This window comes from Streptomyces sp. NPDC051452 (assembly GCF_044454765.1).
Taxonomy (GTDB): Bacteria; Actinomycetota; Actinomycetes; order Streptomycetales; family Streptomycetaceae; genus Streptomyces.
On record NZ_JBITEB010000002.1, the window covers coordinates 530,332 to 545,595 of the forward strand.

9 protein-coding genes are annotated in these 15,264 nt (G+C 72.6%); 7 read left to right on the forward strand and 2 right to left on the reverse strand.

The window, feature by feature from the left end; genetic code table 11:
- The first annotated feature begins 343 nt into the window (after positions 1 to 343).
- Genes ACIBA9_RS07670 through ACIBA9_RS07690 form a run of 5 tightly spaced genes read left to right on the forward strand, consistent with a single transcriptional unit; the run spans position 344 to position 7,980 of the window.
- A complete protein-coding gene (locus tag ACIBA9_RS07670) occupies positions 344 to 1,606 on the forward strand; it encodes a phenylacetate--CoA ligase family protein (protein WP_399360609.1) in 1,263 nt (420 codons plus the stop codon).
- Positions 1,603 to 2,916: an MFS transporter gene (locus tag ACIBA9_RS07675; RefSeq protein WP_399360611.1), complete on the forward strand. Its 1,314-nt coding sequence runs from the start codon at positions 1,603 to 1,605 to the stop codon at positions 2,914 to 2,916. The genes ACIBA9_RS07670 and ACIBA9_RS07675 overlap by 4 nt, the downstream gene beginning before the upstream one ends.
- On the forward strand, positions 2,913 to 4,121 hold the full coding sequence (locus ACIBA9_RS07680; protein WP_399360613.1) for a GNAT family N-acetyltransferase: 1,209 nt from the start codon (positions 2,913 to 2,915) through the stop codon (positions 4,119 to 4,121). The genes ACIBA9_RS07675 and ACIBA9_RS07680 overlap by 4 nt, the downstream gene beginning before the upstream one ends.
- Positions 4,118 to 5,284, forward strand: a complete 1,167-nt coding sequence (locus ACIBA9_RS07685) for an acyl-protein synthase (protein ID WP_362159264.1) — start codon at positions 4,118 to 4,120, stop codon at positions 5,282 to 5,284. The genes ACIBA9_RS07680 and ACIBA9_RS07685 overlap by 4 nt, the downstream gene beginning before the upstream one ends.
- Positions 5,281 to 7,980, forward strand: a complete 2,700-nt coding sequence (locus ACIBA9_RS07690; RefSeq protein ID WP_399360615.1) for an acyl-CoA reductase — start codon at positions 5,281 to 5,283, stop codon at positions 7,978 to 7,980. Before ACIBA9_RS07685 ends, ACIBA9_RS07690 begins: the two co-directional genes overlap by 4 nt.
- Positions 7,981 to 8,506: 526 nt before the next feature.
- On the opposite strand, the gene ACIBA9_RS07695 is transcribed toward ACIBA9_RS07690, so the two are convergent.
- Entirely contained in the window at positions 8,507 to 8,857 is a 351-nt protein-coding gene (locus tag ACIBA9_RS07695; protein WP_399360617.1) for a hypothetical protein, read from the reverse strand.
- Positions 8,858 to 8,915: 58 nt separating this feature from the next.
- Complete coding sequence (locus ACIBA9_RS07700) at positions 8,916 to 9,677, reverse strand: TetR/AcrR family transcriptional regulator (RefSeq protein ID WP_399360619.1); 762 nt, start codon at positions 9,675 to 9,677, stop codon at positions 8,916 to 8,918.
- Between the two features lie 253 nt (positions 9,678 to 9,930).
- Between ACIBA9_RS07700 and ACIBA9_RS07705 the strand changes: the two genes are divergently transcribed.
- Both ACIBA9_RS07705 and ACIBA9_RS07710 read left to right on the forward strand, forming a co-directional pair.
- A complete protein-coding gene (locus ACIBA9_RS07705) occupies positions 9,931 to 11,646 on the forward strand; it encodes an MFS transporter (protein ID WP_399360621.1) in 1,716 nt (571 codons plus the stop codon).
- Between the two features lie 765 nt (positions 11,647 to 12,411).
- Complete coding sequence (locus ACIBA9_RS07710; protein WP_399360623.1) at positions 12,412 to 15,198, forward strand: AAA family ATPase; 2,787 nt, start codon at positions 12,412 to 12,414, stop codon at positions 15,196 to 15,198.
- Positions 15,199 to 15,264 lie beyond the last annotated feature (66 nt).

Sequence of the window (15,264 nt, forward strand, 5' to 3'; positions counted from 1 at the left end):
GTATTCGGCCGCCTTTCCATAAGGCGGCCTTTAGCCGCACTCAACGCATGTTTATGGATGACGCGTCCCATGTGATCACCGTCTCCGGATCCGACGGAACCGAAAGGCGCCGTCGCACATCCGTGGGCGCAGGCGACACCAAGCCCCTTGCCCATCTCGCGAGTTGGCGCAATCCCCGTCCTGAATAGTGAGATACGCTGATGCCCCGGACGCCCCGTTCACCGTGGGCGCGCCCCTTCATCACATCCTCGGCGACCCGGTTCACGCACGTCGCAGTGGACCGGCTCCGTCGCCCCCGTCGGCCGTTCGCCTGCCGACGGTCCACGCCTTCGAGCAGGAATTGATGCCCGTTCAATCATTTACGGAGCTCATACGCTTCGTTCGCCACCACTCGCCTTTCTATCGTGAGCTGTACGCCCGTCTCCCCGAGCACGTGGCCCATCTCACCGATCTCCCGGTCGTGCCGCAGGCCGACTTCTGGCGGGCCAATTCACCTCGTGGCAACCGGCTGTTGACCGCTCCTTTGGAAGAAGCGGTCGTGTTCCGCAGCGGTGGCACGACGGGGGCGCCGAAGTTCTCCTACTACACCCGCACGGAATGGCGGGAGTTCACCACCGCGTTCGGCGCGGGACTCGTCGCAGCGGGGCTGCGGCCCGGTCACCGCGTGGCGGACCTGTTCTACGCCGGTGACCTGTACGCCAGCTTCAGCTTCGTCCTCGACTCGCTGCACCGCTCCCCCGTGGCCAACGTCCGCCTGCCCATCGGCGGCGCGACGCCCTGGGAGTCCACCGCCGCCACCCTGGAGGAGTTCCGGGTCCAGGCCGTGGCCGGGACACCGACCACGCTGTGCTCACTCGCCGAGCGCCTCACCCGGGCAGGCCGGACGCTGCCCGCCGTGGAGCTGCTGTTCTTCGGCGGCGAGTGTCTGTTCGGCGACCAACTGCCACTCCTTAAAGCGGCGTTCCCGAACGCGGAACCGCGCTCCCTGGGGTATGCCAGTGTGGACGCCGGGCTCCTCGGCGAGGCCGTGCCCGGCGGTGACCCGCGCGTGCACCGCGCGTTCACCCCGTACACCGTGGTCGAGATCCTCGACGACGAGAGCGACGATCCCGTCGGCGACCCCGGCGTGCCCGGGCGGCTGGTCGTCACCGACCTGCGCAGACGGCTGATGCCGGTACTCCGCTATCCGGCGGGCGACCGGGCCGAGTGGGTGGACCGGGACGCCGGGGTGTTCCGCATCCTCGGCCGCGCCGAGGAGGGCGTGCGGGTCGGCCCCGTCTCCCTGTACACCGAGGACGTGCACGAAGTCGTCGCGGGCGCCGACGGGTCCGGCACGGTGAGCGGCGTACAGCTCGTCGTACGGCGCCGGGACGGCCGGGACGGGCTCGTGCTGCGGCTCGCCGTCGCCCGACCGGGCGAGGAGCACCGCGCCCTGGAGGACTCCGTCGTACAAGGCCTCCTGGCGCAGCGGCCGTTCTACGCCGAGGCGACCACCGCCGGGCATGTGAACCCCCTCGTCGTCGAATGGGTACGCCACCAGGACCTCGCGGTCAACTCCCGCTCGGGCAAGCTCGTCCGCGTCGTCGACGAACGGCCGCACTCGTGAGCGCGGCACCCGCGCCCACCCGGCGTCTCCCGCTCGTGCTGCGCAATCCGTCCTTCGGCCGGGTCTGGGCCGGCCAGCTCCTCACCCAGGCGGCGAGCCGGATGTTCCAGGTCGGCGTGGTCTGGTGGCTCGTCGGCTTCGCGGGCGGTGCGCACCGCGGTCTCGCGTCCGGACTGTTCCTCGCGGTGAGCACCCTGCCCGCGGTGGCGCTCGCCCCCGTGGTCGCCCGCGTCGTCGCACGGTACGCACACCGCGCCGTGCTGGCGGGCGCGGCAGCCGTGGCCGGCGCCGTGGCCGCCACGGCGGCTGGCGCCGCGTACGCCGGGGCGCTGCCCGTCGCCGCCGCCTACGCCGTGGGGTTCGTCCTGGCCGCCTGCCAGGCCGTGTTCGACCCGTGTCTGACCACGTCGGTGCCCGAACTCGTCGAGGACGCCGACATCGAGTCGGCCACCGGTTTCGAGTTGTCCACCCAGTCCGTCGCCGGGCTCTGCGGGGGCCTGCTCGGACCGCTCGTGGTCGACGCGGGCGCCCTCGGCGGCGTCGTCGCCGTCAGCGCCGGCGCGTACCTCCTCGCCGCCCTGCTGGTCTTCTCCGCCCGCTTCCCGGGCCCCACGACCGCGGCCGGGGCGACGGAGGGCACCACACAGGACCAGGCACCGATACCCGCACCCGCACCGCGGACACTGCGACAGGTGCTGGCCGGTCTGCCGTTCATCCGCCGTGTACTCGTCTGCTTCGCCGCCGCCAACGTCTTCACCACCGCCGTCTACGTCGTGATGCCGCTGTACACCCGGCAGGTACTGCACGCCGACGGCTCGACCGTCGCCTCGCTGGAGGCGGCGCTCGGCGCGGGCACACTCGTCGGGTCGTTCACCGGAGGACGGCTGCCGGGCCGTCCGATCGCCGTCGGCAGCGCCTGCCTCACGGTGATGGCCGCGGCTCTCGCCGGGCCGGGCCTGTTCGCCGGACACGCGGCGGCCCTCGGCTCGATGGCCGTCGCCGGCTGGTGTGTCGGTGTGATCGGCGTACGGTTCGTCGCGCTGTTCCAGCGGCTGGTGCCCGCCGCCGACAAGCCGGGGTTCTTCGCCGTCATGCAGGCACTGCTGGGGGCCACCTTCCCCGTGTCCTCGCTCGTCTTCGGGGCGCTGGGCGACCATCTGACGGCCCGCACACTGTGCGTGGTCCAGGGTGCGGGCCTGGTGCCGGTCGCGCTGGCGCTGTGGTGGCTCGGCAGCCGGGCCGACGGGGCCGTGCCACGGCCGCTCGCGGCGCCGACGCGGCCCCTGACACCGGCGGGAGAATCGCGGTGAACGCCGTCCTGCGCCCCGCCCGCGTCCAGGACATCGCGGAACTGCGGCAGTTGTACTTCGAGGTGTACGGGCACGGCTACCCGGTGCCGCTCGGCAGCGACCCGGCGGTCATGCGCCAACTGATCACAAACGGCACCGCGCACTGGCTCACCGCCCGCGCCGACGGCGGCACGCTGGTCGGGTCCGCCGTCGTCCTGACCGAACCGGGCAGCCGCATCGGCAAGCTCGTCGGGCTCGCCGTGCATCCCGGCCACCGCGGCGGCGGGCTGGCGTCCCGGCTGACCGGGGCGGTCTGTGACGAGGCGTTCGCCACCGGCCGACTCGACTCGGTGTACGCCACCGTCCGCGTGGTCACCGAGGGTCCGCAGCACGTCGTCGTACGCAACGGCTTCCGGCCGCTCGGCCTGCTGCCGAACGCCGTGGAGGTCGACGGCTGCGAGACCCTCGCCCTGTTTGCCCGCTACGCCGACGGCGTGCTGGAACACCGGGCGCCCGTGGCGCACGTACCCGAACGGCTGTCGGCCCTGCTGTCCGCCGCCGGGCGGGGCGTAGGCATCGACTACGCGAGCGTCGACCACGGCGACACGCCCGGTCCGCCCGGCCCGCCCCGGGACCACTCGGACCACTCGGACCACGTGGGACGCGCGGGCAGGAGGGCCGGCGGCGAGCACATCGAGCTGATCGCGGCACCGGCCTTCGTCCGCCGCCGCTTCCTGGAGGTCTTCGCGCAGGCCGACGCCCGCTTCTTCCCGCTGCACACCCCCAACGCGGTGCTGGTCGCCGCCGACGGCCGTTTCGAGGCGTACGCCGACCTCGACCCGGTGGCGGGAAGCTGCGCGCTCGTCGCCGTCCATCCGCGTCCGGCCGCGGTCGCGGGCGCCCTGGAGACACTGATCGCCACGGTCACCCGGGCCGGCGCGGACTACGTCGAGGCGCTGCTGCCGCTGGCCGACACCGCGGCCCTGCGGGTCTTCCTCGACTCGGGCTTCGTGCCGAGCGCGCTCTATCCGGCGATGCGCCGCGTCCCCGGCCCCGACCAGGACCGGCACGGGGACCGCTTCCACGACCACGTGGTGCTGTCGCGCACCAGCCGTCAGATCGACTTCCGCTCTGCGGCCGTCAGCCCGCTGCTCCAGCCGTACCTCGGCGCCTACCTGAGCGCCTGGACGGCCACCTATCTGCCCCTTCCCGAGGTGTCCCGATGAAACCCCATCTCGCTCCCGTCACGGTTCCGGACCCGGCGGCGCTCGGCCATGTGCAGCGGCTGTGCGACCTGACCGAGCCCTATGCCGAAGGCCCCGCGGCGGACGGCCTGTTCGCCGCGGCGATGGCCGAGACCAACGCCTGGCACGCGGCACGCTCCCCGTTCTTCGCCGCCCTGCTCCAGGACCCGCCCGAGTGCCCCGCGCCGACCGTCGGCGACGGCGTCCGCGCCCCGCTGGTACCCGCCGCCTTCTTCAAGCGCCACGAGGTGCTCTCGGTCCCCCGCGACGAGGTCTTCCTGCATCTGACCTCCTCCGGCACCACGGGCCAGAAGTCGCAGATGTTCTTCGACGAGTGGACGATCCGCTCGGCGCAGCGCATGGTGGCCCGCATCTTCGACCACTACGGCTGGATCACCCCCGACAGCCCGGTGAACTACCTGCTGTACAGCTACGAGCCCGCGCCCTCCCTGCGCCTGGGCACGTCGTTCACCGACAACTACCTGTGCGACTTCGCCCCGGCCCGGCACACCACACACGCGCTGCGGCACACCGGCACCGGCCACGAGTTCGACGTGCACGGCTGCATCGCGGCGCTCCAGCGGTACGCGCGGGACGACGTCCCCGTCCGCATCCTCGGCTTCCCGGCCTTCCTGTACTTCACCCTGGAGCGGATGCGCGCGATGGGGCTGCCACCGCTGCGGCTGCCCGAGGGGTCGCTGGTGGTGCTGGGCGGCGGCTGGAAGGGCCACGCGGACCGGCAGATCGGCAAGGACGCGTTCTACGCCGAGGTCACCGAACGCCTGGGTGTTCCGGGGGACCGTGTCCGCGACACCTTCGGCTCGGTCGAGCACTGTGTCCCGTACGTCGAGTGCGCCCACCACCGGCTGCACGTCCCGGTGTGGTCGCGCGCGGCCGTCCGCGACACCGGGACGCTGCGCCCGCTGCCGTACGGCGAGCCCGGGTTCCTGCACCTGGTCAGCCCGTACATCACGTCCGTACCGGCGCACAGCGTCGTGATGGGCGACCTCGCCTCGCTGCACCCGGGCGACGAGTGCCCCTGCCCGCTGTCCACCGACTGGTTCACCGTGCACGGCCGTGCCGGGGTGAGCCGCAACCGCAGCTGCGCGGTGGCCGCCGCCGAACTGATGAAGGGAATGTCGTGACCACCTCCGCACCGCACCTGTGGCAGGGCGAGTTCATCGAGGACGCCGAGGCGGGCCGCCGACTGGCCGGGCTGGCCGGGCTGGCCGGCCGGGTGCTGGCGCGCCCGCTGCCCACGGACGTGGTCCTCGGCGCCTGCGCCGCCGTCAGCCGCGACCTGGCCGATCCCGCCTCCGCCCTGTACGGCCGCCTGGCCGCACACCTGCCCGCCGCCGACGCCGCGCCCGTCCTGGCCGAGCTGGCCACCGCGCTCTCCCGGGAGGCGCTGGAGCGCAAGCTGCGCCGCGAGCTGGGCGGCCCGCGTCCGGAGCGGCTGACCCGGCCGGACGGCCGCGAAACGGTGTACGAGGCCTGGGCACCGGTCGGCCTGCTGGTCCACATCGCCCCGGGAAACGCCGCCGCCGTGGCCCCTTTGAGCGTCGTCGAGGGCCTGCTCGCCGGCAACCTCAACGTACTGAAGACCAGCAGCTCCGGCACACCGAGGACGGACGGCGGCTCCGACGCCCCGGGGACGGGCGGCTCCCATGTCCCGCGGGTGGCCGGCCCCGACACCCCCTCGGCCGGCGGCGCCGGCACGCCGCCGGTGGCCGGCCCCGACCCCGCTCGGACGGGCAGCCCCGGCACCCCGCGCGCCAGTGACGCCGACGCCTCGGCGCCGGGCGGCTCGGACGGCGCTCTCGCCGTCGGTCTGCTCGCCGCTCTCGGGGCGGCCGACCCGTCCGGGCTGATCGCCGAGCGCGTCGTCGTCCTGCCCTTCGCGTCCTCGCGCCGCGAGTGGCTGGAGGCGCTGTGCCGGGCCGCGGACGCGATCGCGGTGTGGGGCGGCGAGGACGCGGTGCGTGCGGCGGCCGAACTGGCGCCGCCCGGCTGCCGGCTGGTCGAGTGGGGCCACCGGATCTCCTTCGCCTATCTGACCGGGCGGGCGGCGTCGGACACCGCCGTGCTCGACGCGCTCGCCGAGGACGTGTGCCGGCTGGAGCAACAGGCGTGCTCCAGCCCCCAGGTGGTCTATCTCGACACCGAGGACCCGCGGGAGCTGTTCGCGTTCGCCGGACGGTTCGCCGAGCACCTGGCGAAGGTGTCGGACGCCCGGCCGGCACCGTCGCCGGGTCCGGCCGAGCGCGCGGAGATCAGCACCGTGCAACAGCTCGCCCGGCTGGAGCAACACCTGGGACTGACAAGGGTGTTCACCGCCGAGGACGCCTCCTGGCGGGTGCTGGCCGACACCCGCCCCGCGCTCGACGCCTCACCGCTGCACCGCAGCGTCTGGGTGAAGCCGCTGCCCCGGCACGCGGTCACCGAGACCCTGCGGCCCATGCGCCGCTATCTGCAGACCGCGGCGATCGGCGGCGATCGCGCCGACGTGGCCGCGCTGTCGCGCGCGGTGTTCGCCGCGGGCGTCACCCGCGTCACCCCGGTCGGCTCCATGCTGGAGAGCTACGAGGGTGAACCCCACGACGGCGTCTACGCGTTGCAGCGCTACAGCCGCCGGGTGAACGTACGCGCGACCGACCCGGCCTTCCGTACGACGGCCTGTCTGGACGATCTGGTGGCGCCCCCGGTGCAGCCTCCCGCGCCGGACGGGCCGCTGCTGGGCAAGGAGGGCGTACAGCGCGCGCTCGCCACCCTCGACCCCCGCCACGCGCATCTGTACTTCCGCAGCGGAGGTTCCACGGGCGCGCCCGCGTTGTCGGTGTTCACCTGCGACGACTACGACAACCAGATGCGCGCCGCGGCGGACGGACTGCTCGCCGCCGGGTTCGACCCGGCCCACGACCGGGCGGCCAACCTGTTCTACTGCGGCGGGATGTACGGCAGTTTCATCAGCTTCTTCTCCATCCTGGAGCGGCTGAACGCCACCCAGCTCCCGATGGCGGCCGGACCCGACCACGCCGTGGTCGCCGAGGCGTTGGTGGCCCACGGCGCGGACACCCTGTTCGGGATGCCGTCGTACCTGTGGCAGTTGTTCCACGCCGAGGCGGACCGGCTGCGTGCCTACGGCGGGGTGCGCAAGGTGTTCTACGGGGGTGAGCACTTCACCGCCGAACAACGCGCGGTCCTGACCGAGGAGTTCGGGGTGGAGGTGATCCGTTCCGCGGCCTACGGCAGTACCGATCTGGGGCCGCTGGGCTACCAGTGCGCCTCCTCGGACGGTGCGGTCCACCATGTGCTCAGCGACCTGCACACGCTGGAGATCCTCGATCCGCTGGAGGACCGGCCGGTGCCACCGGGCGAACCGGGACGGCTGGTGTTCTCCTCCCGTGGGCGGTCCGGGCAGCGGCTGGAGCGCTACGAGATCGGGGACCTGGGGCGGGCGGTGGAGGGCGCCTGCGCGTGCGGCAGCCATGTCCCCCGCCTGGAGCTACTGGGCCGCTACGGGGACGTCGTGCGCGTCGGCACGTACTTCGTGAACTACCGGCGTGTGGTGCGGGCGTTGCAGGAGCGGCTCGCCTATCACGGCGAGGTGCAGATGGTGGTGGCCCCGGGCGCCGGGCGGGAGTCGCTGACCGTCCGGCTCGACGAGGAGTACGCGCCGGACCCGGATGCCGCGCGGGCGGCACTCGCCGCCGGGGTGACGGAGCTGGCGGCGGCCGAGGCCGAGGGGCTGCTGTGCCTGGCCGTGCGGCCCGTGCGCCGGGAGGAGTTCGAGCGCACCGAGACCAGCGGCAAGCTGCGCACGGTGATGGACCTGCGCTGACCGGGGCACACACCGCGGCACCTCCGCGCCGGCCACCCAAGGCCCGGAGGTGCCGCACAGGTGCGCGCCGCCGAACCCCGCCGCCCAGCCGGACTTCCTCCCCGGCCAACCCGTTCCCGAACGGACACGGCTCCCGCCCGGTCCCGACCCGGGCCGCCACCGTGATCCCCCGCGGACAGCGATCCCGGGCGGTCCCGATCCCGGTCGTCACCTTGCCCCGCGCGGCCAGCGATCCCGTGCGGCCCGTGCGCCGGGAGGAGTTCGAGCGCACCGAGACCAGCGGCAAGCTGCGCACGGTGATGGACCTGCGCTGACCAGGGCACGCACCACGGCACCTCCGCGCCGGCCACCCAAGGCCCGGAGGTGCCGCACAGGTGCGCGCCGCCGAACCCCGCCGCCCAGCCGGACTCCCCCCGGCCCAACCCGTTCCCGAACGGACACGACTCCCGCCCGGTCCCGACCCGGGCCGCCACCGTGATCCCCCGCGGACAGCGATCCCGGGCGGCCTGTGACCCCGGTGTGGACGTCAGAGCCAGCGCGTGGCCGCCTCGACGCTGTCGCCGCCGCTGGTGTTGAAGGCGATGGCGGCCTGGGGCGCGTGGCGCCGGATCAGGTTCACGGTCTGCTCGAAGAGCGGCAGCAACTGTTCCGCCTTGCGGATTCCGCCGCCGACGACCACCACGTCCCAAGGGCGCTCTGTCAGTGCGGCCACGAGGGTGGTCTCGGCCGACTCGTCGAAGACGACCAGCGCCATGGCCGCGTCGATGCCGTGGTCGCCGAACCGGCCCAACTCCGCGTCGAGAGCCGCGCGCAGGGACGTCCCGTCGACACCGGGAATCGCGTGCGGGTCGTAGCCGACCACGAGTACGGACGCCATACGGCGCACCCTATCCGGCCCCACGGGGCGGCCGGGACACTTGCCGCTCGGGACGCCGCTATGACGGCAGATAGGTCGCCAGGCCGCGCAGGATGATCTCCAGGCCGACGTCGAATCTCTCGTCGGAGGAGTCCGACACCATCAGCCCGGCTAGGGCGCGCAGATGGGGGAAGTCGCCCTCGGGCAGGGACGCGAAGTAGTTCTGCATCTCGCCGGCCATCTCGCGCCAGTCGGGGCGGCCCGGGGAGGAGGCGTCGTCCTGGCGCGCGGCCCGGTCCCGCCATATGCCCTCCTCCAGGACGAAGCCGTCGATGTAGGTGGCGATGAGGTCACCGGCCTCCGCCGCGATCCGGTCCGGCAGGCCGGCGGTGCGGAAGAGGGCGAGCAACGCCTCGACGTGCGGGAGGAGTTCGGCGGTGAAGGGGGCGTGGGCCATGGCGATCCTGGCCATGTCCCGGTGGGAGAGCAGGCGCTGTCGTCCGGAGCGGGCGTAGTCCCGAAGCTGCTCCTGCCAGCGCTCCGGGTCGGGTTCGGGGATCTCGAAGCCGTCGAAGAGCCGGGCGTACATCAGCTCCAGGAGATCGTCCTTGGAGCTGACGTGGGCGTAGAGGGCGGAGACCGCGACACCCAGTTCCGCCGCCACCCGCCGCATCGACAGCCCGTCCAGTCCCTCGCGGTCGAGCACGGCGAAGGCGGCTTCCACCACCCGTTCGCGCGAGAGCGGTGCGCGGGCGGGGCCGGTCCGGGGCCGGGCGGGGCGCTCGCGATCCCAGGGGGAGGGCGGAGGGGGCGTGGGGGTGTCGGCGGCGGCGTCGGTCATGGGAACAGTCTAGGCATCGGGAGAACAGTGTTCTCCTCCGGCGAGCAGGGCACCTGGCCTGGGCCGTCATCCGGACTCAAGATATATCTTGTCCATGCGCCGAGTTTGCGCTATATCTTGATGAACGCCGTTCTCTTGGTGAGCGTTGTTCTGTTACGGTGAACGCCGTTCTCCGCCAGGACGGAGACAACCACGACCACCCACCGTGCCGACGGGCATCACCGCGGCGCGGCCCTGCCGCGAGGAGTCCCCGATGTCCACCACCGGTGTCGCGTCCAGCGAGACGCCCACCGCTTCCCCAGCGCCCTACCGGTGGCGCTGGGCCGCGCTCTTCGTGATCCTGGCGGCCGAGGTGATGGATCTCCTCGACGCCGTCGTCACGAACATCGCCGGCCCCTCCATGCGGGCCGACCTCGGCGGCGGCGCCTCCACCCTGCAGTGGCTCGCCGCCGCGTACACCCTCTCGATGGCCATCGGGCTGGTGACCGGCGGGCGGCTCGGGGACATCCACGGCCGCCGACGGATGTTCCTGGTGGGAGCCGCCGGCTTCACCGCCGGTTCGCTGCTGTGCGCGATATCCGTCTCCCCCGAGATGCTGATCGCCGCGCGCGTCGTCCAGGGCCTGTTCGGCGCGGTGATGCTGCCGCAGGGCCTCGGCATGATCAAGGAGATGTTCCCGCCGAAGGAGTCGCAGAAGGCCTTCGGCATGTTCGGGCCCGTGATGGGACTGTCCGCGGTGTGCGGGCCGATCCTGGCGGGCTGGCTCGTGGACGCCGACTACTTCGGCACCGGCTGGCGGATGATCTTCCTGATCAATCTGCCGCTGGGTGCCGCGGCCTTCGTCGGCGCCCTGCGCTACCTGCCGAGGGGCCGGTCCGGCAGCAGGCCGCGTCTGGACATCCCGGGCATGTTCCTGGTCTCGCTGGCCGCGCTGCTAATCATCTTCCCGCTGGTCCAGGGCCGTGAGTACGACTGGCCGGTGTGGACGTTCGCGATGATGGCCGCGTCGGTCGTCGTCTTCGTCGTCTTCGGCGGATACGAGGCGCGCCGCAGCAAGGCCGGCCAGGACCCGCTGGTCGTCCCGAGCCTCTTCCGCAAGCGCGGGTTCAGCGGCGGCATGACCCTCGGGCTGGTGTTCTTCTCGACCATGCAGGGCTTCATGCTGGTCTTCAACCTGTACACCCAGATAGGACTCGGCTATTCGCCGCTCAAGGCGGGCCTGGTGATGGTGCCGTGGTCCGGCGGCATGATCGTCGGCTTCGGGATCGCGCAGGGTGTCACCCGGTTCGGACGGGCCGTGCTGCAGGCGGGCGCACTGGTCATGGCGCTCGGCGTGTTCGGCGTGTGGCTGACCCTCGACGCGGTGGGCGACGGCGTCGGACCGTGGCAGCTGCTGCCTTCGCTGCTCGTCACCGGCATCGGGATGGGCCTGCTCATGGCGCCCTTCTTCGACATCGTGCTCGCCAGCGTGGAGCCGCACGAGACGGGCTCGGCGTCCGGCACGATGACCGCGGTGCAGCAGCTCGGCGGCGCCTTCGGCGTGGCCATCCTCGGCACCGTGTTCTTCGGTCTGCTGGGCGGCGGGATCGCCGGCGCCGTCGACCACCACTCGGGCGCCCTGCGCGATCGGCTGACCGCCGCGCACGTCGCGCCGGCCGCTCGGGACCGCGTCATCGCGGACCTGCGCACCTGCGCCTCGGACCGTGCCGTCGCCAAGGACCCCGCCGCGACCCCGGCGTCCTGCGCCCGCCTGGAGAAGGACACACGGTCCGCCGTCGCCTCCTCACCCAGGGACGCCGCCCCGATATCCGGCGCACTGCGGACCACCGCGACGTCGGCGTTCCGCAGCGGTTTCGGCTCCGTCATGCAGACGGTGCTGTGGATCGTGGTCGGCCTGCTCGCCCTGACGTTCCTCCTCGCGTTCCTCCTGCCCCGCCACGCCCGCCCCGAGGGGTCCGCCGGACACTGAGCCCCGGACCCACCCATCGGGCACCGGCGCCACGAAGGCCGGGCATTCCCACAGCAGGGGCTGCCCGGCCTTCGGCCTGTCCGGGGCCCGAAATGCCCTGCATCGCAGGGCCGTCGGAGCACCGGCCTCGCGCGGCGAGGCGCCCTTGGCGGGGGGCGCGTTGCCCGAACGGGCACCGGAAGCCCTTTCCCGTGACCGATGTCACGGTTGGTCCCGCCCGGTCCCTTTCTTTAACCAGCCGGTAAATCAAAGGACCGTGAAAGGACGTCTCGATGGAGTGGGCGGACAGTAGGCGAGAGGAGCCACAGGTGACAGTTGACAACGTTGGCCTAGACAGCTAGCCTTTTCGCGTGCTATGCGCACCTATTCTTATTGTATCCGGCCACAAAATGGCTGAAATGATTCGATGCATGAGTGATGAGCACCCTCGCGGTTGTACCAGCGGTAACACTCGGAATATCGATGCGACGCAGCATTGAAGTCCGTCCGCGGTACGCGACAATCAGGGGACCACGGAATGCCATGCCCTGCTCGCAGTGCAGGTAGGGGCGCGAGCGCGCCCGGACCGAGGAGGCTGGCCTGACCAGCCCTGCTTTCCCGTCGTTCGAGCATGGTTCGCGAGGAACCCTAGAGTCCGGCGCGCCGCCTTTGCGTGAGTGCCGGCACCCTCACAAACTCTCATTGGCACCGCCGTACGACGTCGCCTCGTGACCTGTAAAACGGGGCTTGACTTCATTCGGAAAAAGATTCAAGGGGGGACCCACGATGCATCTTTTCGGTCGTTCGAGAGAACTTCAGGCCCTGGGTGAGGCGTTCTCCGACAGCGCACGGGGGCATGGCCGGCTCGTGATCATCACGGGCGGCCCGGGATCCGGCAAGACCCAGCTGGTGCATGAATTCCTGGGCACGCTGCACAGTGCCGATGCCCGGATACTCACCGGTACGGTCGGACCCGAACCAGGCCCGTCGACGAGTCTCGTGAGCCAATTAGTACGCAATGCGGAAGCGGAATGCACCGTGTCATATTCCGCCCCACAGGGCCCGTGCCCGCGGGCGAACGAGCGCGACCCCGCGGGCCCCGGCCGGGAGGACGTGCACGCACGCGACACACAGGAGACGGCCGAGTCGCTGCTGCACCTGGCCCGAGACGACCGTCCGCTGGTGATAGCGGTGGACGACGCGCACGCCATGGACCGGTCCTCCCTGCACACGATCGTCCACCTGCTGCGCCGCAGCCGGTCGCGGCGGGTGCTGGTGGTGTGCACGACCTCCGGGCACTTCGGCGAGATGCGCTCACCCGCGCACGCGGAACTCCTGCGCCTCCCCCACCGGCGGGTACGCCTGACTCCGCTGTCGGAGGCGAGCGTCGGTGAACTCCTGGCCGCCCAGGCCGGACGGGCACTGCCGGCCCATGTCCGAGGCGCCTACCACCGGGCCACCGCCGGCAGCCCCTTTCTGCTGCACGCCCTGCTGGACGACAGCGCGCGTCTGACACCCGAGCTCGGCCGGCCCGTCGCGGGCGCCGCCTACCGGCAGGCGGTGCTGTCGCTGCTGCACCGCGGCGAGGAGGGCCACGTCCGGGTGGCCCGGGCACTGGCCGCGCTCGGCCCCCTGGCCGAGGCCGTGCCCGTCGCCGAACTGGCCGACACCACCCCGGCCGGCACCCAGGAAGCCGTGGACGTCCTCAACTCCTCCGGGCTGCTGAGCGGCCGCGCCTTCCGGCACCCGACCGCGGCCGCGGCGGTCCTGGAGGACATGGATCCCGAGGTGCGCACGGGGCTGCACGGCCGGATCGCGCACATGCTGTATCGTTCCGGCGCCCCGGCCGTCGAAGTGGCCCGCCACCTGCGGCTCGCGGACCTCGTCCCGGCGGGATGGGGCGCGCCCGTCCTGCGCGCCGCCGCGGAACAGGCGCTGGCCGACGACGACGTGGAACGCTGCACCGGCTATCTCGGCATGATCCTGCGCGACTGCGCCGACGAAGGCGAACGCCACGCCCTGTCGGTGGCCCTCGCCCGCGCCGAGTGGCGCACCAACCCGGCGGCGGCCGGCCCCCACCTGGAGCCGCTGCGCGAGGCCGCGCTGGCGGGGGAACTGGGAATGAGGGACACCGCCACCGTCCTGCGGTACATGCTGTGGCAGGGCGACACCGAGCTGGCCGCCCGGGCCGTGGCCAGCCTCGTGCGCGCCCAGTCGCCGGCCGACGCCCAGATCATCGCCGAGGTGGAGTTCGTCCGGCAGTGGTTCTACGGAGTGGCGCTCGCCGGCAAGCCGGGCCCGCTCGCCGGCCCCGACCCGCGCCGCCGCCATGTGCACGCGGACACCGGCGGACTGGCCGCCCGCGTTGCGGCGCTGGTCGGCGGTGAGGCGACCGACGAGTCCGCCGCGGCCGTCGCCCAGGCCCTCCAGGGACACCAACTGGACCATCTGAACCTCGAGTTGGTCGCGATGTCACTGCTGGCGATCGCTCACGCCGACCGGCCGGCGATCGCCGCCGAGGCCTGTGACGTACTGCTGGAGTGCGCGGCGGAACGCCGGGCGACGACCTGGCAGGCCCTCCTCGGCGCCATCCGGGCGGAGATCGCCCTGCTCCAGGGGGACGTGACCACGGCGTCGCGGGGCGCGCTGGACGCGCTCGGCACCCTGCGCGCCGAGAGCTGGGGGGTGCTCATCGGCCTGCCGCTGTCGACGGCGATCTCCGCGTACACCGCCATGGGTGCCTACGCCGAGGCCGAGGAACTGCTCAAGCGCGATGTGCGCGAGCCGATGTTCCGGACCGTGTTCGGCATCCAGTACCTGCGCGCCCGCGGCCACCACTTCCTCGCCACCGACCGGCCCTTCGCCGCGCTGGGCGACTTCGAGACCTGCGGGCGGCTGCTGCGGGAGGGCAACCCCAGCCTCCAGAAGGGCATTCCCTGGCGGTCGGACCTGGCCCTGGCCAACCTGCGGATCGGCAAGGCGCGCACGGCCCGGGAGTGGGCCGAGGAGCAGCTGCGGCTGCCCGGCGGCCACAGTTCCCGGGCCCGGGCCATGGCGCTGCGGCTGCTGGCCGCGACCTGCAAGCCGCACCGCCGGGCCTCGCTGCTGCGTGAGTCGATCGACCTGCTCAAGGCGTGCGGCGACCGGTACGCGCTGGCCCAGGCGTACGCCGATCTGTCCGCCGCGCACTACGAACTGGGCGAGTACGCCCGTGCCCGGCTGGTGGCGCGCCAGGCGGCGCGGGAGGCCGAGGCCTGCCGGATCGAGTCCCCCGTCGACGCGCACCTGCTGGACGACCCGGCACGGGCGGCGGAGAGTGCCGCCTCCGAGGACGGCCCCGCCCTGCTGAGCGACGCGGAGTGCCGGGTCGCCGGGCTGGCCGCGCTCGGGTACACCAACCGGGAGATCAGCACCCGGCTGCACGTGACGATCAGCACGGTGGAGCAGCATCTCACCCGGGTCTACCGCAAGTTGAACGTGGCCAGCCGGTCCGAGCTGCCGTCGAAGATGCTGGAGCACCGCATCCCGAAGCTGTCCGACCGCTGGGCGAGCACCCACTCGTCCGCGGGCTGAGCGATCCGGACACTTCGCCGGCCCCCGGTGCCACAGCCGGGGCGCGGCGCCGGGTCGGATGTGCGC